Here is a 24,856-nt window from a genome sequence, read left to right as displayed (position 1 = left end):
AAGGAAAGCGGTCATGGGTACACCTGAACAAAATCCTGACGAACCTAACCTAGAATACGGGCGACTGCTGTTTGCCCAGCCCTGTGAATTTATCATCGGCGTCGCCAACTTAGAACAGTTGCCGGCCACGGACCTGCCGGAGATTGCCTTCGCCGGACGCTCCAATGTTGGTAAATCTAGTTTGGTCAATGCGCTCACCGGGCGAAAAACCTTAGCCCGAACGTCTAATACCCCTGGCCGCACGCAGCAGATTAACCTGTTTACCTTGGATGATCGTTTGATGCTGGCGGATTTACCCGGCTACGGGTTCGCCAAGGCACCCAAGAAAGAGGTTGATCGCTGGATCCAAAATATGACCGGCTATTTGAGCGGACGCCAACCGCTCAGACGGTGCTGTCTTCTGATTGATGCGCGCCACGGATTTAAAGCTTCTGACCGGGACGTTATGGAGATGTTGGATAAGGCAGCGGTCTCATATCAGGTCATACTGACGAAATGCGACAAAATTAAGCCTACGGCATTGAGCAATCTGGAGGAGGCAACTTTGGCTGAATTGGCCAAGCATCCTGCTGCCTTTCCAACATTGCACAAAACCAGCAGCGTATCGTCGGCAGGTATAGCAGAATTGCGAGCGGCCCTTGCGGAATTAGCTCTCTCACGTTAACAGAAGCCCCTGGCACGTTAACAGAAGCCCCTGGCACGTTAACAGAAGCCCCTGGCACGTTAACAGAAACCCTTGGCACGTTAACGATAAGAAAAGACGTATAGCGGATTATGAGATCATGACTGACGACAAAAATAAAATTGAGCAAGACTGGTTGGCGCAAGCGAATGTGCTTTCTAAAGCGTTGCCTTATATGCGGCGGTACGCGGGAGAAACCTTCGTCATAAAATATGGCGGCCATGCCATGGGTGACGATAGCCTAGCCGATCTTTTTGCTCGGGATATCGTTTTGCTGCGCCAGGTCGGCATTAATCCGGTGGTCGTGCATGGCGGCGGTCCTCAGATTGGTCAAATGCTTGACCGGCTAAAAATAAAAAGCGAATTCATTGATGGTCTTCGGGTCACCGACAAAGAAACCGTTGATGTGGTAGAGATGGTGTTGTCTGGATCAATCAATAAACAGGTCGTTGCGGCGATTAATGAAGCTGGTGGCTTCGCAGTCGGTCTTTCCGGCAAGGACGGAAATTTGATCAAGGCTGCACGGCTGAAACGCACCAAACGCGACCCGGATTCGAATATCGAAAAAATTCTCGACTTAGGCTTGGTGGGGGAACCCAGTGAAATTAATCCGCATATCTTAGACTTCTTTGAAGAATCCGATATCACGCCGGTTATTGCTCCGATTGGATGCGGATCCAAAGGAGAAACGCTCAACATTAACGCGGACACGGCGGCTGGCGCGATTGCCGGCGCTGTCATGGCGAAAAGACTTTTGATGCTGACCGATGTTAAAGGTGTTTTGGACAAGGATGGTGTGTTGATTCCAGAAATCACGGCTAAGGAAGCAAAAAGTTTGATTGCGGATGGCACCATTCACGGCGGAATGATTCCAAAGATAGAAACCTGCATCGCGGCTGTCGAAAACAATGTTGATGGGGCGGTGATTATTGATGGCCGGGTACCGCACGCCTTGTTGCTGGAATTGTTCACGGAACACGGGGCGGGTACGTTAATCACCGCGGACTAAATATACGCTACAGTCTCGTTAGAAAATCCAACTGCCATTCCATTAACTCGTCGCTCAGGGGAAATTCCTTCAGCGTGCGCCCCTTTAGGATGGCTTTACGGGGTATATCCAGCAGGGTCTGCTGCAGGTCGGCCGCAAGCTTCATTGAGAGCCCGGCTTTCCATACCACGGCGACGAGCCCCTTCCTACTTTGAACAGAAATCATTTTTTTTACGCCATCGCGGGGAATATTTGATAGATGGCTCAGCGCGGCGATAATAAACTCGGTCTCTCCATTCTTTATGCGTATTTTAAGCTCCGCCTCACCAAGCTTCCCGGCCTTCTGCAGGGCAGCAATTTCCTTAGATAATTTGTCGGTATTGGCAGCAGATTTAGGAGACAGGCCAGTATTTGTTAATTTACGGACATCCTTGCCGAGCCGTTTTCGGACTTCCTCTCGGACCGCATTGACCTCCTTCACATCAAGGTCATTGCGACGAATTACCTCATTCAATAAATGATCCGCGATGAAACTGGCCAGCCGAAATGCGGCACGGGGGGGCATTTCGGGTCTAACTGATAACGGTTTGTGCCAGGATTTGCGATTGGGTGCCTTGGAAATAATTTTATCCAGGGTCTCTTCGCGGATTTGCGTGTTTGAATTTGCCAACAGGTCGGAAATTGCCTCCGTATCGTCTTTGTCGACAACAGCATCAACAACAACCTCTGATACATGGGCGCGTCGAGAGATCGCGCCGAGCGCGCCTTTCACAAGATCACTAGAAATTATATCCAGAAGATCGTCATCGGTGAGTACCGGAGAAAATTCAAGCACCGGCTTGCAGACCGACAATTCCGCATCACGGGCCAAGCGATTGATAACGTCGGCCGGCGCGTGGGCGACGTCTTTCAAAGCCTCCGCCAGTACTTGGCGAACATGGGTAATTTGATCCCGCGCCAGTATCCGCATTGCGTCACTGGTCAGTTGGCTGACCTTTTCCTGTTCTTCTTTGGATAAATCAGGCAGCCGGCCAGCCAATTTAAGAGCCAATCCCTCGCGAACGCTTTGGCTCGTGTCGTCGGCAAGCAAAAGATCTGCTTGAATTGGTGTGGCTGGGTTCCTGGCAATTTCAGCGCGAACATCTGGCGACGGATCATCCGCCAGATAAAATAGAATTTCCGGTTTTATATCTTTCCGCGCAGCCACCTTACAGCGCACTTTGGGGTCCTCATGGCGCGCCAGTTCGCGAGTGGCTTCATAGGTCGCTGAATTTGCAGTGTTTTTTTTCGGTTTCTTCAATGTTCGACCAACTTACTCCTGATATCTAAACCTATTTCGCAACTCGCTTCGATCCGTTGTCAGAAAGGTTACTAAAAAACTCCAGTTGCCACGAAAGCGCATCGTCGTTTAATGGAAAATTGTCGCTGTCTGTAGAGCCAATAATATCACCCGGTGGAATGCGGGCCATTTTTTGCTGCAGGGCAAGTGCCAACTTCATTGGTAATTCGGCTTTCCAGCAGAGTGCTATAATGCCTTTTGCGCTTTGTTCTGCGAAAATTTTCCGAGCGACCTCCATGGGAATTCCGGACCGTGCAGTCAATGCTGCAATAACGAATTGTCCGTCACCAGCGCGTAATGCGTTGGCGACCACCTTGTAATCTAATTTTCCTGACTGGTGAAGGCGATTTGCCAAATTTTCAGGTATTTCACCTTCTAAGAATTTGAAGGAGGCAAGGTTAATATCTTCAACTGGTGTTGTCGCTGCGCCTTGCGGGTGTTCGACTTCGCCAAGCCGGTGGTGAACCACCCTTGTCACGGCGGACAAGGTGTCTTCATCGAAATCAGACCGGGACTGAAGTTGTTCCAAAAGATCGTTAGCGACAAATTGTGCCAATCGGCCTGCGGCGGTTGCAGACAACTTAGGCCGTGCGACCAGCGGGGCATGCCAAAGTTCGACATTTTCGGCCTGCTCGATGAGTCGATCCAAGGTCTCTTCTCGAATTTGAGCACTGGCGTTGCCGATCAGTTGCACAATAGCCTCTTCGTCGTTTGTCGCAACGATGGCGTCGGTGACGCTTTCTCCAACTGCCTGGCGTCGGGAAATCGATCCTAATCCACCGGCTGCAGGGCCGATGTGAATAATTTCCAGCAGGTCGTCATCGGTCAGAACAGGCGAAAATTCCAACACGGGACCGGCAACGTCTATTTCCGGATCCATGGCCAAACGTTTAATCACGTCGGGGGGCGCATTTGCGACGTCTTTTAGGGCCTCTGATAATACCATGCGAACGTGGGCAATTTGATCTTGGGCCAAATCTCTCAGTAAATCATGAGTTGTCTGGCGAATTTGGTTCTGTTCATCAGCGTTCAAGTTAGGTGCCAAGCGGGCAATTTTGGCTGCCAAGCAGGTTCGCACGCCCTCGTCGGCATCGGTAACCAAAAGCTCATTGGCTTGGTCCGGTGTGGCTTCGTTCTCGGCAATAGCACGTCGGACGTCGGGTGATGTGTCATCTGCCAAGAAATACAATATTTCAGATTTTATATCCGACCGTCGCGCTAAATCAGCACGAACCTTAGGGTCAGAGGCCCGTGCCAGTTCACGCGCTTGTTCGTAAGTGATGGGCTCATTTTTGCTTGCTGAATTCACGGCGTCTTAGCTCCAACCTGCAATTTTTTCCTTGATAGGTCATCACTCTCTATCAAGGGCCCTGCCATAATATACCCACCTTTGCCTTTGTTTTTGATCTCATACATCGCGTTATCGGCGCGGGCAACCAGTTGATCAATATGTTCATTTGTGGCCGGATCGTACAGGGCGACTCCCACCGACAATCCGAGTGGGTGCTCGTCATCACCCGAAAACTTATGCAACGATTTACTAGCATCTATTAAGTCCTTCGCGCGTTCTTCTGCGACATCAGCGTTGATACCATCAAGCCACATGGCAAATTCGTCGCCGCCTAAGCGGGCAATGACATCGCCGGGGCGTGAATGCTCCAATAGCATATCGCGCAGGAAATAAATGGCTTCATCGCCGCGTTGATGGCCGTGAATATCGTTGACCTTCTTAAAATTATCCATATCGACGTAAAACAGACATGCCAAATTTTCATTGTGGGCGAGGCGGGCAAGGCGACGGGGAATTTCTTCTTCAAAGAATGCGCGGCGGTTTAACAGGCCTGTCATGGCATCCGTCCGAGACAAATTAAGAATGTGCTCGTGATTGGTGATCTGTTCGTTGGCGATCCCCAATTGACTGGCAACATCAACAATAAGGATGTGCATGTCGTCGGCCCAGGTTCCTTGATCCGCTGGTTTCCAAATGCAAATCAGGCCGTTAGGGGAATGGCGATAGTGGGTGGCTGTCGCCAATACCTGCCATGCACCAATTTCCGTCTCTATAACCTCGCCTTCGTTTCCCAATTGCTCAATCACAGAGTTATTTTCGTTCTTGTCGCCGACATCACCGTATTCGGCGGCAACGATAAATTCTCCAGCTTCGTTTTGTCGAAAAATACTGCACCCTGCGGCAGATAGTCCGCGAGCGGTGGCAGCGGACGCCGCTGTGAGCATATTACTTGGGTCCAGTTCGTCACGGATGGTGCCAACAATATATCCTAAAAGCTGTTCGCGGTGGCGCGAACGGGTCAGGGCTGCTTCGCGTTCGCGGTCTTCGGTTACGTTTCGGCAAATGCCCCGGGTTCCCTGCCATGTGCTATCGGTCGTCGTTAGCGGCAGACTGGAAATCACCACGCAAGCAGCTGTTCCGTCAGCTTGGCGCATCCATAATTCCATATCCTCAATGCCAGTTTTGCTCAAAAACGGCAGAGGTGTGTAATCTTCGGCATTTATGACAAAATCTTCCGGGCGGTGTCCGACCAATTCGTCGGCAGGATAGCCGAGGGCACCCCGTGGTGAGACAAAAACAAAGGTGCCGTCAGCACCGATTTCCCAGGCAAAATCGCTAGAAATTTCGACTAAGTCTTTGAAACGCTGCCTTGATTCGACTAGGGCTGATCGTAGGTTTCGTTCCATGGTCTGATCGTTGGTCAAGACGATTAGTCCGTCCTCAGGGGTCCGCGGAATGACAGTTACGTCCAAAATCACGTCGCCCTTCGTGCCGCTTAGAATTACTGTACCCGACGTAATTCTAGCCGTGTCCAAGGCCTGATCCATCAAGGCAGATATTTCCGGCGCGAGACCTCTTTTCAGGAGTGCTTCGAGTCCCTGACCCTTTGCGTTGGCGCCTATGATGGCTTTCGCAGAATCAACGAGGATTGCCGCACCGGCATAATCTGAAACCAGGGCTTGTTCCGGCGGTTCTTCTGTTAGCTGTGGTGCTTCAGACCCAGTCATGAGGTCAGGCTCAGCCTTTCATTACGACCCAATTTATGTCCCAATATCCAGGGCTACTCTTAAAAATTAGACTTAAAACAATGTCTTCTATATTAGACATATTGGAGACACTCCTACTAGCCTTGAATTGGTAAAAATCTCGTGTATTCCCGTTGAATTATGAGAAATCCTTGCAACGATGTCAGGCAGTCCCCACTAATACTTCATGAATAAAAATTCTAACTCTGCTGAGCCGCAAATTGACGCTTGGGTGTTTGATCTGGATAACACCCTTTACCCTGCTTCGTGCAAACTGTTTACCCAGATTGATGACCGCATGCGTGAATTTATTGCCGATCTTTTAGGCTTAGAGCAAGATGAAGCCTATAAGGTCCAGAAAAAGTTTTTCAGGGAATATGGCACCACGCTTCGCGGTCTGATGGACGTCCATGGACTGCCCCCAGAAGAATTCCTGAATTACGTCCATGAAATTGACTTGAGCCCTGTTGATGCCAATCCGGCCTTAAATCGGGCGTTGGATGCCTTGCCTGGACGCAAAATCATTTTCACGAATGCGGATATTGGCCACGCGGATCGTGTCATGGAACGGCTCGGAATTGGCCATCACTTTGAAGCCGTGTTTGATATTGTGGCCGCGGATTATGTCCCAAAACCTAACCCGGATATTTACCAAGTTCTGTTGGACCGATACGAATTGGATCCAAAAAAATCAGTGATGGTCGAAGACATCGCCCGAAATCTAGAACCTGCGGCGGATTTGGGGATGACTACAGTTTGGATCAAGAGTGATTCACATTTCGGAAATTGGGGCGCGGATGGTGATTATATCCACCATATTACCGAAGATTTAGTCGATTGGCTGGAATCTTGGGCCAACGGCAAATAAATTGAACAGGTCGTTGGAGTTGACATAATTCCGCCCTCGCCGCATCTTCTCCAGCCTGAATTCTAGAGAGATCATTCTTCAACCCTAAATGAGCGATAGAACCGTATGAGCACCACCGATTTAGAATCCATCATCGACGCTGCCTGGGAGGCACGCGATACCATTAATCTTGATACCACCGGCGATGTTCGTGACGCGGTCGAGGCCGCCCTTGATCTGCTTGATTCGGGCGATGCCCGGGTTGCGGAAAAATCCAATGGCGACTGGAAAGTCAATCAGTGGCTCAAAAAGGCAGTCTTGCTGGCGTTCCGGTTAACGCCGACAGCGGCCATAGATGGCGGCCCTGGCGGCGCAAACTGGTTTGACAAATTACCGAGTAAGTTTGTCGGCTGGGGAGATGATGAGTTCACCAAAGCCGGCTTTCGCGCTGTGCCCTCAGCCGTTGTTCGGCGCTCCGCCTATATTGCCCCCGGTGTTGTGTTGATGCCGAGCTTCGTAAATTTAGGGGCCTATGTGGACGAAGGCACGATGATCGACACGTGGGCAACCGTCGGCAGCTGTGCTCAAATTGGCAAGAACTGTCATATTTCAGGCGGTGCTGGCATCGGCGGTGTGTTGGAGCCGTTGCAGGCCGAACCCGTCATTATCGGTGACAATTGCTTTGTCGGCGCACGTTCGGAAGTCGCCGAGGGTGTTATTGTCGAAGATGGTGCGGTTCTTTCAATGGGCGTCTATATCGGGGCCTCGACAAAGATCATCGACCGTGCAACCGGAGAAGTTCATTATGGTCGCGTGCCGGCCTATTCTGTGGTTGTGCCGGGAAACACGGGTGCCAAGCCCTTGCCGGATGGCACCATGGGGCCGAGCCTTTACTGTGCGGTCATCGTCAAACGGGTGGATGCGCAAACCCGTTCCAAAACTTCTGTAAATGACCTGTTGCGAGATTGATCGATACCATTGACCCTGTTGAACTGAGCCGCGCGCTCATCCGCTGTCCCAGTGTCACACCGGAAGATCAAGGGGCGCTGGGCATCGTGCAGGAAAGCTTAGAAAACCTAGGCTTTACATGCCATTCCCTGGCGTTTGAGGAAGACGGATTTCCGGAGGTCAAAAACCTATATGCGCGGATTGGAACAGGTGCGCCAAACTTTTGTTTTGCCGGTCATACAGATGTGGTTCCCGTCGTCGATTTAGGGGCTTGGACCCACGATCCATTTGCCGCTGACATTGATGAGGGACGGCTTTATGGCCGCGGTTCCGCCGATATGAAATCAGCTGTTGCGTGTTTCATTTCAGCATCGCAACGATTTTTGCAATCCAAGGGCGGCGACTTCAACGGATCGATCAGCCTGCTGATTACAGGTGATGAAGAAGGCGACGCGGTCAATGGCACGGTTAAAGTCCTGGATTGGCTCAAACAGCAGGGCGAAACACTTGATACGTGTCTCGTGGGCGAACCGACAAATCCTGAGACTTTGGGGGACATGGTAAAAATCGGCAGGCGTGGCAGCCTGAACGCGACCATCACCGTACACGGCTCTCCCGGCCACACCGGCTATCCTCACTTGGCCGACAATCCAATTCCACGTCTGATGAAAATGCTCACGCGCATTATCGAGACACCCTTGGACGAGGGTAACGAGCATTTTCAAGCGACGACAATTGCCATTTCCACTTTTGATGTCGGCAACCCAACCACCAACGTGATCCCTGGCACGGCCAAGGCGACTTTTAACATTAGATTCAATGACATGCATACAGGTGATGCGCTAAGGGTCTGGATTAAAGAACAATGCGATCACATCGGCGGGGCCTATGATTTAGAGATCACGGTGTCAGGCGAAAGTTTCCTAACACCACCAGGGCCGCTCAGCGATTTGATCCAGGGTGCGGTAAAAGAAGTGACCGGTAAGGTGCCGGAACTCAGCACCACGGGCGGCACATCGGATGCGCGGTTTATCAAGGACCATTGCCCGGTCGCCGAATTCGGTATGGCGGCTAAGACCATGCATAAGGTCGATGAAAACGTTTCAGTTTCCGATATTGGTGATCTAACGGAAATTTACAGTAAAATTCTGGACGGCTATTTCTCGCCATGATTTCGCTCAGGGAAATTGTTGTTTCCCTTTACGGCGCGTACCGCTTGGCATGGATGGATGCCAAAGCAGCAGCATATTTCGAAAATACGGATGAAGCCTTTTGGCGGTCGTTCTTTGCGGCAGTCCTGGTTCTGCCGTTTTACGGGGTCATTTTGACTGCGAAATATTCTGGGGACGCGGACCTATCCCACCCCTTCCGGTTCGTCACGGTTGAGATTTGTGCCTACATCATCGCCTGGGTCGCCTTTCCCTTAATGATGGTTTCAGTCGCGCGGCTGCTGAACCGGGGAGATAAATATTTTGGCTTTATCTGTGCCTATAACTGGGCGTCCGTGTTGCAAAACGCGGTCTACTTGCCGGTTGCCTATATGATGCTGATGGGCATACAGTCGGCGGCGCCACTCGGTCTCATAATCCTGGTTTGCTTGATGATTTATACTTGGTTCATCGCCAAGACCTTGCTTGAGATTGACGGAATTGCGGCGGCGGGGATTGTATTTATGGACCTGCTGATCAGCATATTGGTGACGACCTATGCCGATATTTTGATCATTAGAACCTAAAAGAAACCAAACGAAATCCATTTTAAGAATTCGCTCCAAAGGCCTTCCGTATAGGTGCTAAAGGCTTTCCATCCGAGATAAGCCAGAAAAATGGGTGTCGTAATAAATCCCACTGTCGTCAACAAAATCGCCGAAACACCCAAAAAGAATTCGCGCATGAACAGGGCGACCACAGCTGTAATCACCCCAAGGGGGCAAAAGATCAAACCACTGACAAGAATACTGCTGAGCCCGCAACTCACCGCAATGTAGCCAGCGACAGGCTTTTTCGGCGCGTCGGGTTCAGGCGTCGGCGTCGGGTTCAGGCTGAGTTCCATGTCGGTCATTATACACCACTTCGGTCAGGAAAAGTCCTCCGGCGGGTGCGGTTGGGCCTCCCGCCGTTCGGTCGCATGCTGCAAGGGCTTTTTCCAAGTCAGCCTTGGTCCATTTTCCCTCGCCGACAAGTTTTAGGGCGCCGACCAAATTTCGCACCTGATGATGCAGGAACGACCGCGCCCGCGCACGGATTTCAATGAGGTTACCATCCCGCGTTACCTGTAACACATCCAACGTCTTTACTGGAGATTTAGCCTGACACTTAACCGCCCGAAATGAAGTGAAATCGTGCTTCCCAAGCAACACTTGCGCCGCATCGTTCATGGCGTGAACATCAAGTGAGGCGATCACCCACCAGCATCGCCCCCTCTCTAATGCAGGTGGAACCCGCCGGTTAAAGATGCGATAGACATAGGCGCGTTCCCGGGCATCAAATCTTGCGTTGAATCCGTCTCGAACTTCCTCTGCCTGCAAGACTGAAATTGGTGCCGGTTTTATATGGAAGTTGATCGCGTCACGAACAGTATCGGAACCGAAATCATTCTCAATATCCACATGCGCGACCTGACCTAAAGCATGAACACCGGAGTCTGTCCGACCAGCCCCCTGTATAAGGACAGTTTCGCCGCTGAAGCCAAAAATGGCTTCTTCCAAGGCCTGTTGAATGGAGGGGCCATTATCCTGACGCTGCCAGCCAACATAGCGGGCGCCATCGTATTCAACAGTCAACTTATAGCGTGGCATCAGCTATCCTCACGCTAAAACAATGCCCGGGTCGAGGTCGTAGCCTCTCAAGAACGCCTCTGCATCTAACGGCCCTTTCCCAGGTCGTTGTGCTTTCGTAACATTCAACGCGTCCGTCCCGCAGGCAACGTTGAATCCATCGAGTACAGTTCCTGGCGCTCCGCTTCCTGGCGCAACTTCCGCCGCCAAGACCTTGATCCGTTCTCCTTGATGTTCGAACCAAACTCCCGGCCACGGATTAAGTGCACGAACGGACCGTTCAAGTTCTTCCGCCGGACGCGCCCAATCCAGGCGGCCTTCCTCGCGGCTTAGCTTAGCAGCATAGGTCACGCCCTCTTCTGGTTGCGGCACGGCAACAAGGCCCCCGCCGGGTAAATTCTCCAATGCTTCCACAGTCAGACGCGCGCTAAGAAGACAAAGTGTGTCATGCAATTCGGTTGCCGTTGTTGTCAGCGTGATGGGCACCGCTTCACGCAAAAGAACCCCGCCTGTATCCAGGCCTTCATCCATTTGCATGATGCTGACACCGGATTCTTTATCGCCAGCCATGATCGCCCGTTGGATTGGTGCGGCCCCCCGCCACCGGGGTAAAAGCGATGCATGCCCATTGATGCAGCCTAATCCTGGCGCGTCTAAAACCACCTTGGGCAGGATCAACCCATAGGCGACGACCACAGCAATATCTGCGTCTAAATCGGCAAAGTTCGCTTGCGCGTCCGCATCTTTCAAGGACACAGGGGTTCTCACTTCCAGCCCCTGTTCAGCGGCAAAGGCGTGGACGGGGCACGGGCGTTCCTTTTGCCCGCGACCTGCCGGACGCGGCGGTTGAGCATAGACAGCAGGCACGTCATGCCCTGCGTCCAGAATTGCCGTGAGCGTTGGCACAGCAAAGTCAGGGCTGCCCATGAATATCACGCGGAGACCCGCCATAGAGATAACCTTTGGTATTAGGCGTCTAGTTTCTTTGATTTCTGCAATTTGCGCAAAATCATTTTGCGCTTGAGCATACTGATGTGATCCACGAAAAGCACGCCGTCCAGATGATCAATTTCATGCTGTACGCATACTGCCAGAATACCATCGGCCTCAATTTCCTGCGGCTCGTTGTCGTAATCCAGGTATTTCACTTTGACCCGCTCAGGTCGCACCACATCGGCATAGTAGGTCGGCAGGGATAAACACCCTTCCTCATTCTCAATTTCTTCATCCGATGACCAGATCACTTCCGGATTGGCCAGTCTCATCGGGTTGGGATCTTCGTCCTTGGGAGCCACATCTAAGACGATGACCCGCTTGGTAACACCGATCTGCGGTGCCGCCAGCCCAATGCCATTGTGATCGTGCATGGAGTCCAGCATATCATCCATCAACGTACGAATGGTTTCATCAACCGAATCGACGGGTTCACTTTTTACTTTTAAGCGTGGATCAGGGGCGACAATGACGGGCAGTACGGCCATGGTTAATTTGTGCTTCCGGGTTGATTACAAAAGGAAATATGGTCCTTCCGTACCATTCGTCAAGGGTGCAGATTGCGTTTCAATTCTGCCTCGGGCAAGGTGGTTGCAAGAAAGGTCTTATATATGGATGCAACCACAGTTTTATTGAGTGTCGTTCTGGTCGCACTTGCGGGTGTTATTGTGTTGGTGTTGCGGGGTGAAAAGGCCCGTGCGGAGGGAACACATTACATTTCCCAACTGGCGCAAATTTCGGAAAAACTGACGACGTCTCAGGCGGTTCTGGCCGACCGGCTCAGCCAAACCCAGACGATGATGAACGAACGCCTGGATGCGGTTTCCAAGCGGGTTGGCGATGGCCTAAATGATCAGACAGAACGCACCGGGAAAACTCTAAAAGTTCTCCACGAGCGCTTGGCCGTAATCGATGCGGCACAAAAGAACCTGACCGATTTATCGAGCCAGGTGGTCGGGCTTCAGGATATTCTTTCGAATAAACAGGCCCGCGGCAGCTTCGGCGAAATCCAACTGCAGAACTTGATCGCAGATGCTCTACCCCAGAACGCCTATGAACTTCAGTCGACCCTATCCAACGGCAAGCGCGTGGATTGCCTGATCAAGCTGCCCAACCCGCCGGGCCCGGTGTGTGTGGATTCAAAGTTTCCCTTGGAAGGCTATCGCGCCTTACAAGACGCAACGGATGAAGACACCCGTGTCAAAGCGGCACGGTCTTTCGGTGCTGACGTTTTGAAACACGTAAAAGATATTTCAGATCGTTACATTATTGAGGGAGAGACAGCAGACTGGGCCTTGATGTTCCTGCCCTCGGATGCGGTCTACGGCGAAATTCACGCCAATTTCATCAAAGTCGTCGAAGAAGCCCATAAGCGTCACGTCGGCATTGTTTCCCCCAACACCATGATGGCGACATTGCAGACCATTCGCGCCGTGCTAAAAGATGCGCGCATGCGTGAGCAGGCTGGGTTCATCCAAATAGAGGTCGGTAAGATGATGGCCGATGTCGGGCGGTTGGATGATCGGGTTGGCAAGCTGCAACGTCATTTCGATCAGGCCCAGGAAGATGTTCGAAACATTCGCACGTCCACCGAAAAAATCGTACGGAAGGGCGGAATTATTACTGAGGCACCGTTGTCCGATTCCATTCCTGAAGAAGACTTGGCCCCTCTGCCGCCAAACGTCGAACGCCTAACATAGCTTTTAGACTGGCTTTCGGGCTTTCAGTGCCTGACTGAGCGTCCCCTCATCAAGGTAATCCAGCTCTCCCCCCATCGGCACACCGTGGGCGAGGCCGGAGATGCTGACGTTGCAATCGCTCAGTCGATCGGCGATGTAGTGGGCGGTGGTCTGACCATCGACAGTTGCATTGGTGGCCAGCACGACTTCTTTGATAACGTCGTCACTGGCGCGGGTCACCAGTCCGGGAATGTTTAGGTCCTCTGGCCCAACGCCATCCAATGCGGACAACGTTCCCCCCAACACATGATAGCGCCCCTTGAAGGCATGGGTGCGTTCCATGGCCCAAAGATCGGCGACGTCCTCGACGACGCAAATCACCGTGACGTCGCGTTTTGCATCTAGGCAAATTCCGCACGGGTCACGGGTGTCCACATTGCCGCAGGTGGTGCAGGTCAGAATATTTTCGGCTGCCTCGTTCAAGGCGCGCGCCAAAGGTTCCATCAGGGTGTCAGGCCGCTTGATCAGCGCCAATGCTGCGCGGCGGGCAGAGCGGGGGCCGAGCCCGGGCAAGCGGGCCAACAGTCCGATCAGATGATCAATATGGGAAAGCGGCTGCCTGTTCAAAGGTACCGACTCAGAAAGGCAGTTGCATGCCAGGAGGAAGTTCGATGCCGCCGGTTAGCTCCGACATTTTTTCCTTGGCGTGGGCATCGACTTTGGCTTTTGCATCGTTGATTGCGGCAACAATCAGGTCTTCCAGCATTTCGTTGTCGTCGCCCATTGCGGCCCTGTCGATCTTCACCGCGCGGGCCTCCGCTTTGCCATTCAATGTCACCGAAACCATACCAGCGCCGGACGAACCCGTCATTTCTGTTGCTGCCAATTGCTCCTGCATTTCAGCCATCTTGGACTGCATTTGCTGGGCTTGTTTCATCATCGCTCCAAGATTTTTCATGGGCGCTTCCTTGTTTGTTGTGCTTGGTGTTGTGACGCATGGTTGTATCGTGTGTATAACTGGCACGGGGAGAGACGCCATGCAACACCAGAGCCTTTTTGTCTTCGATATCGAAACCGTGCCGGACACCGACGCGGTGCCAAACCTGACCGGGTTCGACGATCCCGACATCGCTGCCCGGCGCGAAGAGTTGAACCGCTATCACCTGGAAATTACCGGCGGTAAAAATGCCTTTCCGCGTCAGCCCTTCCATAAAGTCGTGGCGATCAGTTTTTTGGAAGCCGAAATTGATCGGGAGGGCGATGGCGAGACGTATCTCTTGCGCGAGCTTCGGTCCGGCGGCGAAGCGGATTATTCGGAAGAAAAACTGGTGCAGGGATTTTTCTCATATTTCGAACGCCTCAAACCTCGCTTGGTCAGCTATAACGGTCGCACGTTTGATCTGCCGGTGCTGAAATACCGCGCCATGGCATATGGGATCCCTTCAAAATTCCTGCATAATTCCGGCGATAAATGGAACAGCTACACCAGCCGCTATTCATCGGACTGGCATTGCGACCTATTAGAAGTCCTGTCCGATTATGGTGCGTCGGCGCGCTGTAAACTCAACGAAGTCTGCGCAGTCATGGGCTTCCCGGGAAAATTCGGCGTCGACGGCTCTAAAGTTGCCGGCATGATCGACGAAGGCCGCGTGCAAGAGGTGCGTGATTATTGCGAAACAGATGTCCTAAACACCTATCTCGTCTACCTCCGCCACCAAATGCACACGGGGACATTAAGCCCAGAATCCTACAACCGCTGCATTGCCGATGTGATTACGTTGATTGAGACGACTAAAGACGAACAGCCCAATAGAGGGGAGTTTTTGACGGCCTGGGGGGAATCTTGTGGGAATGAGTTTACGGTTTAGGTGCTTTACTCAGCGTCCTTCGAGACGCGCTTAAATGAGCGCTCCTCAGGATGAGGTCTATTATTGAATTAAAAGAAAATCCTCATCCTGAGGAGGCTGCGAAGCAGCCGTCTCGAAGGACGTGGAGTTAAAGTCCAACTCTACTTCTTAGGCTTAGTCTCTCTCACCTCATCAATCGTCGCCCCTGGAAAGGTCTCTAAAATTTCCTTCACCAGCGGATGCTCGCGGGCTTCTGCTTTTGTTTTGGCGACGGCTTCGTTGACGTTTTGTTGTAGAGTGGGCTCTCCCGGTTGGTTAGAGACGGTGACGGCCCAGCGCTCGCCGGTGGTGTTGGTCAGGAATTCTCTGAGTTGGCCTGAGAGTTCCGGTGGTGCGTGATCAGTCGGGCGAATTTCAATCCGGCCTTTCTCAAAGCTCACCAGATGCACGTTGTTGATGAGGTTGGCGTGCAGGATGGCCTCTTTTTCCGCGTCGGCCAGGGCGACCACATCCAAGAAGGATTGCGGATTAGGCCGGGCATCGGGCTCAGGCTCAACTTGCGGGGCAACCTCCATAACGGTTTCAGGCGCTGCCGTCGCAAGTGCTGCACCTGGTTGATCGTTTGAGGGGGGTGAGGTGGCAATGGCCGATGTTTGAGGTGCCGGAGAAGAAGGTGCCGCCGGTGCAGGTGCGCTCCCCCCAGAATTTCCAAGCGACCCTTCCTTAATCGCCTTAATCGCGTCTGCTGGGGTCGGCAAATCAGCGGCATAGGCGAGGCGCACCAGCACCATTTCGGCGGCTTGTTCTGGGCGGGGGGCCATGCGGACTTCTCCCAAGCCCTTCATCAGCATCTGCCAGGCACGGGACAGGGCGGCCATGCTGAGGCCTTCGGCCATGATCTTGCCTTGGACCCTTTCGATTTCGGGAACACCCGGTTCGTCCGCAACACCGGGCACGATCTTGATGCGCGTGACCCAGTGAGTGATTTCCAACATGTCTTCCAGCAGGACCGCCGGGTCGGCCCCGGCGACATAAAGTGCTCCCATCATTTCCAGGGCTTCCGCAATCTCGCCCTTCATCACCGCTTCAATCAGCTCAAAGGTCTGGCTGCGGTCGGCGAGGCCCAACATGTCGCGAATGTGGTCGGCGGTAATCTCTCCATCAGCATTGTGGGCGATGGCTTGGTCGAGCAGGCTCAAGCCGTCCCGGACAGATCCATCGGCAGCGCGGGAGATCAGATGCACGGCCTCATCCGACAGGGCGGCACCTTCCTGGGTGATGATCGATTTAAAATGCGCAGACAACTGATCCATATCGATGCGCCGAAGATCGAAGCGCTGGCACCTGGATAAAACAGTCACCGGGATTTTGCCGATCTCTGTCGTGGCAAAAATAAATTTTACGTGCTCCGGGGGTTCTTCCAGGGTCTTCAATAACGCATTAAAAGCGTTCCTGGACAGCATGTGAACTTCGTCAATGATATAGACCTTGTAGCGCGCCGAGGTTGGTTTGTAGCGCACGCCCTCAATCAGTTCGCGGATGTCGTCAACGCCGGTGCGGCTGGCGGCGTCCATTTCCAGCACATCCATGTGCCGGTCTTGGTTGATGGCTTGGCATTGTTCGCACACGCCACAGGGATCGACTGTCGGGCCATCGCGACCTTCGCCATCACAATTCAAGGCGCGGGCGATGATGCGGGCAGTTGTGGTTTTACCGATGCCGCGCACGCCGGTCAGCACGAACGCATGCGCAAGGCGGCTCTGTTTGATCGCGTTGCTGAGGGTTTGGACCAGGGTTTCCTGGCCAATCAGGCCAGAGAAATCTGTCGGTCGATATTTGCGAGCCAGGACCTGGTAGGGGGCGTCTTCAGTGTTTTCTTGCTCGGTCATGACGCGCCATTAGCCCAAATATTTACAGTGGGGTGTGCAATGATTAGGTGGGAGACCGGACAAACGACCCAGGCCGAAACTCGTTACGGCTGCTTCCTTCCGGACCTGACCGGGTTGGCGAGAAGCCTGTCCGCCGCCGATCTCCCGCAGGGACTATAGCAGATCAGGGGGGAGTGGGTGCAAGACCGAAGACAAAATTCCGCCGGGGTTCGCCAATAAAATTCGTCATATACTATGACGGCCCCGGCGGTAGTTTCAGGGAGGAAGTCGTGTCTTGCGATGGGAGTTCAAAAAGCGGAGGCAAAGCTGGTGTAACTGGTGTGGTCGGCACTGCCGGTGGCGGGGTCGGAGCAGCTTTAGCGGCCGGAACTTCCTGGGGCTCAAAATCAACTGGATTTATCGGGAATTTGGCTTTCTGTATAAGCGGCTTTAAGGGCAAATTGACGTGGATGACGCCCGCCGTGCCGTAGAAAAAAGAAAGAAAGTTATCTTCAAATTCATAGCGCCCGTCACGGATGGCCACCAGTTCCAGTTCAGCGACTTGGTGCGGTTTCACGGTAACCCCGGTGATGCAGTCCAGCCGTTTTGCTTTACCATTGATGGCCACACGTGAAAGTGCGACCGAGCGAAAGAACTCACCAGCCTTAAAATTTCGGCTTTTGTCGTCGGCATTTTGGATGCGTAAGATGTAAGGTTTGTCCTTGGTTAGGCCGATTATCATTGGCGAGAATTCGCCTTGGCGGATACGAACATCAATGGTTCGGGCGTCTTTCCATTTAACCCGCTTCAGGTGCTTTTTTGCATCCGTAGAACACGCCGGGATCATGCCCTGTAACAGGGGGAATTTGGAAGCAAATTCCAAGGTACTCTCGTCCGTGCCGCAACCGGCAGCAACAACCAAGGTAACAACGATTAGCTTTGAATGCCGCAAGATCCTCAAGTGGCGGATCCCCCATTATGCGTTTAGTGACACGCGTTAGGTCCGGCACCCAGTAACCAGGACGAATATTTGATCGGAACCTAGCAATGTCAGGCCGCTGCACAAAGCAGATTACTGTGCACATTTCCACAGTTTCTTGTGGACAGGTGGCTTAGCGCGTTGATAGCAACCGTAGAAGTTATACCCATATATTTTTGGAGCCTGGTCCAGCTGACTCGCTTGCTTGATCGGGTCCGCTATGTCAGGTTCCCCGGCATGCAAAATAGACTTCATTACATGGGTGGAATCCTTAACCGGGTGACCACTGAACGGCGCAATAAGGATTGGGTTGCCGAACAGCTCGACCACGCAGAAACCCGCGTTCTGCCGGTGTGGCGTGAAAAGAATTTAATTGTTGGTGAAGAGGCCGAAGCCGTTATGGCGACGGGAGCGGAAGCCCGCGATGTGCTGGAGCGTGCGGGTCAAGTGGTGTTGCTGGGTGTGAACGATGGCATCGCTTATGTCGCCGCAGATTTATCCCACCACGAGGAAGAAGCCCTGGTTGATTTAAGCGGGCCGAGCATCTTCGTTGATCTACGCCAAGTTGGCCCAACCATGGAACGTCATCAGGCGACCCTATTAGCCTATGCCCGGGGAATTTCCTTTTGGCACAAGCGTCAGCGCTATTGCGGTGATTGTGGTTCTGAAACCGAGAGCCTACACGGCGGGCATATGCGCCAATGCCTGAACCCGGATTGTGCCCGCGAACATTTTCCGCGCACCGACCCGGCTGTGATTATGCTGGTGCACCGGGTGCGCGATGGCAAAGATTCGGTGATCATGGCGCATAAGCCGAATTTCCCGAAAGGCATCTATTCCATTCTGGCGGGGTTTGTTGATCCGGGTGAGAGTTTGGAAGAGGCGGTGATCCGTGAAGTCTATGAAGAATCAGGCCTTTATGTTGCCGACGTGAAATACCAGGGGTCTCAACCGTGGCCGTTTCCGGCGTCTCTAATGGTTGGATTTACAGCTCGCGCAACCACCGACGAGATCACACTTGAAGAAGAAGAACTGGAAGACGGGCGCTGGTTCACCCGCGAGGAACTTCGCGACTTCGATGCTGCCGGACGCAGGTTGGCGCGGACAGACTCCATCGCCCGAATTCTCATCGATGATTGGATCGCCGGGACGCTGCCAGTTTAAAACGACACTTAATCGTCTTCTTCAGAAATGCCGTTTTCTTGGCGGAACGGGTCGGCGGGGTAGACGCCCAGAATTTTTACTTCCTTGGTGAAGAAGCTAAGTTCTTCCAACGCCAATCGAACATTCCTGTGCTCAGGGTGGCCTTCGACATCCGCATAGAATTGCGCAGCACTAAAGTGGCCACCGATCAGATAGCTTTCCAGTTTGGTCATATTGACGCCATTGGTCGCAAATCCACCCATGGCTTTATAGAGTGCTGCCGGAACGTTGCGCACGTGAAAGACGAAGGTGGTCATCAAAGGCTTCGTATCAGGGCTGGGAAATTCTGCATCGCGGGCCATAATAATAAAGCGGGTTGTATTGTGTTCCGCATCTTCAATGTTGGCTCTGAGCGATTTAAGACCATTGATGTCCCCGGCAAGCTCAGAGGCAATCACGGCTTGGCTTTTATCGCCCTTGCCCGCAATTTCATTTGCAGCACCAGCTGTGTCGACGTGAACAACTGGCGTAACCCCTAATCCCTTAATCAAGTTTCGACATTGATTAAGTGCGTGAACATGGCTGTGGACATGGGTCAGTCCCGCGATATCTGCATCAGGCAGGCCGAGCAGGTGGTGGTTCACCCGTTGAAAGGTTTCCCCAATGATGTGCAGACCAGAGTCTGGCAACAAATGGTGGATATCCGCGACACGCCCAGCGACCGAGTTTTCAATCGGAATCATGCCGAGCCCGGCTTTGCCATCTCGAATTGCCGCGAAGGCGTCATCAAAAGTTCGGCACGGCAAAGGCTCCATGTCCGGATAAACATTCCGGCACGCAAGGTGCGAATAAGCGCCTGGTTCGCCTTGGAAGGCGATGGTGTTTGCCGCGTTCATTATCTTATTCCGTTTTTGCGAGCATCGTTCTCGCCCGTTCCAAATCGGCGGGAGTATCGACACCTAGGGGAACCGTGTCAACGAGGGCGGCATCAATGCGCATACCGTTTTCCAAAGCACGCAGCTGTTCGAGCCGTTCACGGCGTTCCAATACTCCGGGCGATAAGCTGACAAACCGGGTCAACACCTCACGCCTAAAACCATAAAGTCCGATGTGATGGTACAGCGGTCCGTCGCCGCTGGGGACCGTCTGGCGGCTGAAATAAAGCGCCCGGCCAAAGTTATTGCCCGGTGATAAACCAACAACGGCTTTGACCACATTAGGATTGGTTTTCTCGGAGTCTTCGGTAATTTCGCAGATCAACGTCGTGATATCGACCTCCGAATCTCCGAACGGCGGCACGGCTGCTTTTATGACGTCCGGGGAAATGGTCGGTAAATCGCCCTGCACGTTGATCACTGCATCGTGCTTTCCGTCCGGATCGACTGATTGCAAGGCTTCGAACACACGGTCAGAACCCGATTCGTGATCGGGCCTAGTCATAACAGCTGTGCCGCCAGCGCCCTGAACCGCATCGGCAACCTCCAGTTCTGAAACAGCCACCACCACGGGGCCAAGATCCGCTTCCATTGCACGTCGCCAAACATGAACGATCATCGGCTCACCGTGAATATCGGCCAACGGTTTGCCGGGCAGCCGCGTTGATGCCATGCGGGCTGGAACCAGTATCAGAGGATTTTTTGGTATGCTCATCGTCTCAAGTACCTTAAAATCACGAAAACATAGATGGCACCTTATACCTCAAGGCCAGAGTGGGAAAATCCATTTTTGATGGTATGGGGAAATCCATTTTAGATAACAGCATTGAACCTTGGGCCTGCTTCAGGCAAAATCTCGAAGGTTGGCGGTACGGTGCCGTTTAAAAGGGCGACGTTAAGGGGAATAGGCTGATGAAATATTCGTTTCTGGAACTGTTTGGCGCATCGTTACTGGTTTTTGGCTGGCTGGTGTTCGGCGCAAATACAATCGGTAATTATTTGGTGCCCGAAGCAAAAGCCGTTGCCTCAGGTGAATTTGCTGCCGCCGCGCCCAAGAAAGCCATGGCGAAAGGGAAGTCTGCTGCCGGTGGCAACGCGCTGACCCTATTGGCATCTGCCAGCGCCGATGGTGGCAAAAAAGCGTTTAAGAAATGCAAATCGTGCCATTCGACCAAAAAAGGCGGCAAGAACAAAGTCGGCCCAAATCTCTGGGGGGTTGTTGGTAAGGCTAAAGCCAGTGTAGCTGGATTCAAGTATTCCGGCGCGCTTAAAGGCCTTGGTGGCAATTGGTCGTATAAAGATTTGGATGCCTTCCTGACCAAACCAAAAGCCTTCGCCAAGGGCACCAAGATGACATTCGCGGGTGTGAAATCCCCAGCGGATCGGGCTGCATTGTTGGCCTACCTTCGCTCGTTGAGCGGTAGCCCGCAACCACTGCCATAAGCTTGTCTATTCCTTCTGACGACGGCGGCGCATTTCTAAAGGATGCGCTTACGCTTGCGCAATCAATGGCCGACGCGGCAGCGGCTGTGGTTATGCCGTATTACAAAAGCCGCATTCCCATCGATACGAAGGCTGATACCAGCCCAGTCACTGCAGCTGACCGGGAAGCCGAGGCCGTTATGCGTGCGCAAATTACGGCAACCTTTGCGGATCATGGCATATTTGGCGAAGAACACGGCCAAGAACGCATCGATGCGAAATATGTTTGGGTCCTGGACCCCATCGATGGAACAAAGTCGTTTGTAACAGGCAAACCCTTATTCGGAACCCTGATCGCACTTTTGGAAGACGGCGTGCCAATTCTCGGCATCATGGATAACCCCGCCTTGAAGGAACGTTGGGTGGGGTGTCGGGGAAGTGCGACGGCATTGAATGGGGAAGCGGTTGCGGGGGCTCGGCGTTGCGAGAGCTTAGGCGACGCATGGCTCTATACGACAACGCCTGAAATGTTTGAGGGTGCGGAAGACGTTGCCTTTCAACGTTTGGCGGGGTCGGTCTGTAATTCTGTTTATGGCGCAGACTGCTACGCCTATGGCCTGGTTGCTGATGGCCATGTGGACATTGTCTGCGAAGCAAACATGCAGCCCTACGATTATTGTGCGCTGGTGCCGATTGTCCAAGGTGCCGGCGGGGTTATGAGCAATTGGCGGGGCGAACCCTTAGGCTTGAACTCGGGCGGGACCGTGCTTGCGGCAGGAGATTCGGCTGCACATCAGGCGGCTTTGGCTTTATTATCGGTGTAATCTCTTCCAGTTCCACCCCGTAACACCCCGTAACTCCCTGTAAATTTCAGCCATATTTAGACACATTCCGAAACCTGGCGGCAAAATTGTCGCAACATTTCCCTTTTATACTGTTTCAATCGCAATCCTGGCTATGCCGGGAAAATAATGTGGAAAAGCATTTAAAAGGAGCGAATCGTCATGAGAGGACTAATTACGACATTATTCGTCGGGCTCTTCTTAGCGACGGCTGCGTTGCCCTCACAGGCAAATGCCCAGACCACCTGTTTCGATCGCGCGAAATTCACCAAAGAATTAGAAGTTCAACACGCCGAAAGCCCCATTCCCATGGGGCTTGCCAATACCGGTATGATGGTTGAAATCTTCGCGTCTACTAACGTAACCTTCACAATTCTTCTGACCCAGCCCGACGGCACGAGTTGTTTTGTTGCCGCCGGTGATTATTGGGAAAATTCACCCAAGCAGGTGGTCGGTCTTGGGTCTTAAGCGGCAATAACTCTGCCGTACGCTAAATTTATTCCAACGAATCAAACCCGAAGCGGTTCGTTCCTCATCCCGGCTCCCCAAGTTTATAAAACAAGGGGCCGGGATTAATTTTAGAGACTAAATTTCGCCACAAAATTGCTTAAATTTACCCTATAGCCTTGATCCGGTAAGGTGTGTGAACGCACTATCGGGAAAACCGCCGGAAAACCATAGGATGAATTCATGCGCGCCTTTGTAATTGCACTTCTCGTTTCTGGTATTTTCGTTCAGACTTCTCCCACATTGGCAGCTGGTGCCATCGATGGAGTAGAGGGCGTGCATGGGGTTGCGATGCACGGCACGCCTAAATACGGCCCCGATTTTAAACACTTCGAATACGCCAACCCTAACGCCCCCAAAGGCGGGACTCAAAAACTGTCTTCGGTTGGGACATATGACAATTTTAATGCTTTTATCGTGAAAGGCGTCTCGGCGGCTGGAATTAGTGATTTGTACGACACACTGATGACCAGTTCCAACGACGAAGCATTTTCCCAATATGGCTTGCTGGCTGAAAAAATTCACATGCCGAAGGACCGATCTTGGGTCGGCTTTACGCTTCGTGCGGGAGCCCGCTGGCACGACGGCAAGCCGATCACACCCGAAGATGTCATTTTCAGCATCAATATACTCAAAACCAAGGGCACGCCGGGGTATCGATTTTATTACCGGAATGTTGCCAAGGCAGAAAAAGTCGGCCCGCGTCAGGTTAAATTTACCTTCTCCGGCGGCGAAAATAGGGAACTGCCGCTTATCGTCGGCCAGTTTCCAATCCTGCCCAAACATTACTGGGCGACGCGGAACTTTGAGAAGACCACCTTGGAGCCTCCACTCGGCAGCGGGCCCTATAAAATTAAATCCTTCGAAGCGGGTCGATCGGTTACCTATGAGCGGGTGAAGGATTACTGGGCCCGGGATGTGCCAGCAAAACGCGGTGCCTATAACCCGGATATAATTCGCTATGATTATTACCGCGATGCAACGGTCGCGCTGGAGGCTTTTAAGGCGGGCGAATACGATTTTCGCCAGGAAAATGTTTCTAAGAACTGGGCTACAGCCTACGACATTCCACAAATTCGCGACGGTGTGATTAAGAAAGAACAAATTCGGCACTACAGCCCAACAGGCATGCAGTCGTTCGTTTACAACATGCGCCGGAACCTTTTCCAAGATGCCCGTGTCCGCCAAGCCCTCGCCTATGCCTTCGATTTTGAATGGACGAACAAAAATTTGTTCTATGGCCAATACACCCGGTCTCACAGTTATTTCTCGAATTCGGAATTGGCAGCCGATAAATTACCGGGACCAGAGGAATTGAAGATCTTAGAGCCCTTCCGTGGAAAAGTGCCGGACAGCGTATTTACCAAGGTCTATCGTGCGCCGAAAAATGATGGATCAGGCAACATCCGCCGGAACCTGCGCACCGCAATTCGGCTCTTGAAGCAGGCGGGCTGGATCTTCAAGGACCGCAAACTTATCAATGCCAAAACCGGCAAGCCGTTTCAGTTTAAAATACTGCTGGCCCAACCCACCTGGGAACGGATTGTTCTGCCCTTCATCCGGAATTTAAAACGCATGGGGATTACCGCGACGGTTCGCACCGTTGATACGGCGCAATACCAAAAACGGATGGAGACGTTTGATTACGATATGATCGTCGGTGTCTGGGGTCAGTCATTATCGCCCGGTAACGAGCAACGAAATTACTGGGGAACGGCGTCGGCCAAGCGTGAAGGCAGCCGAAATTTTGTCGGTATTCAAAATCCTGTTCTTGATGAGCTTATCAAACTGGTGATTGCAGCACCGGATCGCAAAAGCTTGATTATGAGAACGCGCGCGCTGGATCGTGTCTTGCTCTGGAACTATTACGTCGTGCCGCATTGGCATATTCAAAGCTTCCGCGTTGCCTATTGGGATAAATTCAGCCGCCCTAAAATCGCGCCTAAATATGCACTCGGATTTGACTATTGGTGGATCGATGCGACAAAGGCATCTGCCGTCAACGCCCGCCAAACAAAGAAATAA

The 24,856-nt window shown here is 52.6% G+C and carries 26 protein-coding genes and 1 other RNA gene; 13 read left to right on the top strand and 14 right to left on the bottom strand.

The genetic code is table 11. The annotated features are described in order from the left end of the window. Positions 1–13 precede the first annotated feature (13 nt). Together HOM51_09125 and argB are read left to right on the top strand one after the other, a co-directional pair. A complete protein-coding gene (locus tag HOM51_09125) occupies positions 14–664 on the top strand; it encodes a YihA family ribosome biogenesis GTP-binding protein (GenBank protein ID MBT5034669.1) in 651 nt (216 codons plus the stop codon). 118 nt (positions 665–782) lie between these two features. Beyond that, positions 783–1,691, top strand: coding sequence for an acetylglutamate kinase (gene argB, locus HOM51_09120; protein ID MBT5034668.1), 909 nt, complete (start codon positions 783–785; stop codon positions 1,689–1,691). A 7-nt stretch (positions 1,692–1,698) separates the two neighbouring features. Here argB and HOM51_09115 read toward each other — a convergent pair whose 3' ends face one another. From HOM51_09115 to HOM51_09105, 3 genes are read right to left on the bottom strand one after another with little or no spacing between them, the layout of a single operon-like run. After that, positions 1,699–2,970, bottom strand: coding sequence for a DUF2336 domain-containing protein (locus HOM51_09115; protein ID MBT5034667.1), 1,272 nt, complete (start codon positions 2,968–2,970; stop codon positions 1,699–1,701). A gap of 31 nt (positions 2,971–3,001) precedes the next feature. Beyond that, positions 3,002–4,318 (bottom strand): DUF2336 domain-containing protein, encoded by a 1,317-nt coding sequence (locus HOM51_09110; GenBank protein MBT5034666.1) that lies wholly within the window; start codon positions 4,316–4,318, stop codon positions 3,002–3,004. Then, a complete protein-coding gene (locus tag HOM51_09105) occupies positions 4,315–6,027 on the bottom strand; it encodes a sensor domain-containing diguanylate cyclase (protein MBT5034665.1) in 1,713 nt (570 codons plus the stop codon). The genes HOM51_09110 and HOM51_09105 overlap by 4 nt, the downstream gene beginning before the upstream one ends. Before the next feature lie 205 nt (positions 6,028–6,232). Here HOM51_09105 and HOM51_09100 point away from each other — a divergent pair, with 205 nt between their 5' ends. The 4 genes from HOM51_09100 (at position 6,233) to HOM51_09085 (ending at position 9,575) form a co-directional block, all read left to right on the top strand. Continuing rightward, complete coding sequence (locus tag HOM51_09100) at positions 6,233–6,913, top strand: pyrimidine 5'-nucleotidase (protein ID MBT5034664.1); 681 nt, start codon at positions 6,233–6,235, stop codon at positions 6,911–6,913. A 105-nt stretch (positions 6,914–7,018) separates the two neighbouring features. Further along, on the top strand, positions 7,019–7,861 hold the full coding sequence (dapD, locus tag HOM51_09095; GenBank protein ID MBT5034663.1) for a 2,3,4,5-tetrahydropyridine-2,6-dicarboxylate N-succinyltransferase: 843 nt from the start codon (positions 7,019–7,021) through the stop codon (positions 7,859–7,861). Further along, a complete protein-coding gene (dapE, locus tag HOM51_09090; protein ID MBT5034662.1) occupies positions 7,861–9,012 on the top strand; it encodes a succinyl-diaminopimelate desuccinylase in 1,152 nt (383 codons plus the stop codon). Before dapD ends, dapE begins: the two co-directional genes overlap by 1 nt. Further along, a complete protein-coding gene (locus HOM51_09085; GenBank protein ID MBT5034661.1) occupies positions 9,009–9,575 on the top strand; it encodes a hypothetical protein in 567 nt (188 codons plus the stop codon). The genes dapE and HOM51_09085 overlap by 4 nt, the downstream gene beginning before the upstream one ends. Here the strand turns inward: HOM51_09085 and HOM51_09080 are convergent. From HOM51_09080 to HOM51_09065, 4 genes are read right to left on the bottom strand one after another with little or no spacing between them, the layout of a single operon-like run. After that, positions 9,572–9,901, bottom strand: coding sequence for a hypothetical protein (locus HOM51_09080; GenBank protein MBT5034660.1), 330 nt, complete (start codon positions 9,899–9,901; stop codon positions 9,572–9,574). The two genes, HOM51_09085 and HOM51_09080, sit on opposite strands and share 4 nt — an antisense overlap. After that, positions 9,858–10,637, bottom strand: a complete 780-nt coding sequence (truA, locus tag HOM51_09075; protein MBT5034659.1) for a tRNA pseudouridine(38-40) synthase TruA — start codon at positions 10,635–10,637, stop codon at positions 9,858–9,860. Before truA ends, HOM51_09080 begins: the two co-directional genes overlap by 44 nt. Positions 10,638–10,646: 9 nt before the next feature. Then, positions 10,647–11,567 carry a methionyl-tRNA formyltransferase gene (locus HOM51_09070; protein MBT5034658.1) on the bottom strand — a complete coding sequence of 307 codons (921 nt, stop codon included), beginning with the start codon at positions 11,565–11,567 and terminating at the stop codon, positions 10,647–10,649. 17 nt (positions 11,568–11,584) lie between these two features. Then, a complete protein-coding gene (locus tag HOM51_09065; protein ID MBT5034657.1) occupies positions 11,585–12,097 on the bottom strand; it encodes a peptide deformylase in 513 nt (170 codons plus the stop codon). Between the two features lie 123 nt (positions 12,098–12,220). On the opposite strand from HOM51_09065, the gene rmuC reads away from it, so the two are divergent. Beyond that, positions 12,221–13,309: a DNA recombination protein RmuC gene (gene rmuC / locus HOM51_09060; protein MBT5034656.1), complete on the top strand. Its 1,089-nt coding sequence runs from the start codon at positions 12,221–12,223 to the stop codon at positions 13,307–13,309. Positions 13,310–13,312: 3 nt separating this feature from the next. Here the strand turns inward: rmuC and recR are convergent, their stop codons facing one another. Together recR and HOM51_09050 are read right to left on the bottom strand one after the other, a co-directional pair. Beyond that, positions 13,313–13,891, bottom strand: coding sequence for a recombination protein RecR (gene recR / locus HOM51_09055; protein MBT5034655.1), 579 nt, complete (start codon positions 13,889–13,891; stop codon positions 13,313–13,315). Between the two features lie 34 nt (positions 13,892–13,925). Beyond that, entirely contained in the window at positions 13,926–14,246 is a 321-nt protein-coding gene (locus tag HOM51_09050) for a YbaB/EbfC family nucleoid-associated protein (protein ID MBT5034654.1), read from the bottom strand. A 79-nt stretch (positions 14,247–14,325) separates the two neighbouring features. Between HOM51_09050 and HOM51_09045 the strand changes: the two genes are divergently transcribed. Further along, complete coding sequence (locus tag HOM51_09045) at positions 14,326–15,156, top strand: 3'-5' exonuclease (protein MBT5034653.1); 831 nt, start codon at positions 14,326–14,328, stop codon at positions 15,154–15,156. Positions 15,157–15,296: 140 nt separating this feature from the next. On the opposite strand, the gene HOM51_09040 is transcribed toward HOM51_09045, so the two are convergent. The 3 genes from HOM51_09040 to HOM51_09030 all read right to left on the bottom strand — a co-directional run bounded on the left by HOM51_09040 (position 15,297) and on the right by HOM51_09030 (position 17,964). Further along, positions 15,297–17,024, bottom strand: coding sequence for a DNA polymerase III subunit gamma/tau (locus HOM51_09040; GenBank protein MBT5034652.1), 1,728 nt, complete (start codon positions 17,022–17,024; stop codon positions 15,297–15,299). 47 nt (positions 17,025–17,071) lie between these two features. Then, an RNA gene (gene ffs / locus HOM51_09035) (signal recognition particle sRNA small type) lies at positions 17,072–17,169 on the bottom strand. Positions 17,170–17,256: 87 nt separating this feature from the next. Next, positions 17,257–17,964, bottom strand: a complete 708-nt coding sequence (locus HOM51_09030) for a hypothetical protein (protein ID MBT5034651.1) — start codon at positions 17,962–17,964, stop codon at positions 17,257–17,259. 255 nt (positions 17,965–18,219) lie between these two features. Here HOM51_09030 and nudC point away from each other — a divergent pair, with 255 nt between their 5' ends. After that, positions 18,220–19,146: an NAD(+) diphosphatase gene (nudC, locus tag HOM51_09025; protein MBT5034650.1), complete on the top strand. Its 927-nt coding sequence runs from the start codon at positions 18,220–18,222 to the stop codon at positions 19,144–19,146. Positions 19,147–19,154: 8 nt separating this feature from the next. Here nudC and HOM51_09020 read toward each other — a convergent pair whose 3' ends face one another. Both HOM51_09020 and HOM51_09015 read right to left on the bottom strand, forming a co-directional pair. Next, complete coding sequence (locus tag HOM51_09020; protein ID MBT5034649.1) at positions 19,155–20,021, bottom strand: prephenate dehydratase; 867 nt, start codon at positions 20,019–20,021, stop codon at positions 19,155–19,157. A 4-nt stretch (positions 20,022–20,025) separates the two neighbouring features. Beyond that, positions 20,026–20,775, bottom strand: coding sequence for a 3-deoxy-manno-octulosonate cytidylyltransferase (locus HOM51_09015; protein MBT5034648.1), 750 nt, complete (start codon positions 20,773–20,775; stop codon positions 20,026–20,028). A gap of 197 nt (positions 20,776–20,972) precedes the next feature. Between HOM51_09015 and HOM51_09010 the strand changes: the two genes are divergently transcribed. From HOM51_09010 to HOM51_08995, 4 genes are all read left to right on the top strand, one after another. Beyond that, a complete protein-coding gene (locus HOM51_09010; protein MBT5034647.1) occupies positions 20,973–21,503 on the top strand; it encodes a cytochrome c family protein in 531 nt (176 codons plus the stop codon). Positions 21,504–21,568: 65 nt separating this feature from the next. Next, positions 21,569–22,306: a histidinol-phosphatase gene (gene hisN, locus HOM51_09005; protein MBT5034646.1), complete on the top strand. Its 738-nt coding sequence runs from the start codon at positions 21,569–21,571 to the stop codon at positions 22,304–22,306. 180 nt (positions 22,307–22,486) lie between these two features. Beyond that, entirely contained in the window at positions 22,487–22,792 is a 306-nt protein-coding gene (locus HOM51_09000) for a hypothetical protein (GenBank protein MBT5034645.1), read from the top strand. Positions 22,793–23,014: 222 nt separating this feature from the next. Beyond that, positions 23,015–24,856: an ABC transporter substrate-binding protein gene (locus HOM51_08995; protein ID MBT5034644.1), complete on the top strand. Its 1,842-nt coding sequence runs from the start codon at positions 23,015–23,017 to the stop codon at positions 24,854–24,856.

This window comes from Rhodospirillaceae bacterium (genome assembly GCA_018660465.1).
Lineage (GTDB): Bacteria > Pseudomonadota > Alphaproteobacteria > Rhodospirillales > JABJKH01 > JABJKH01.
This window is presented reverse-complemented; position numbering and strand designations above follow the sequence as displayed.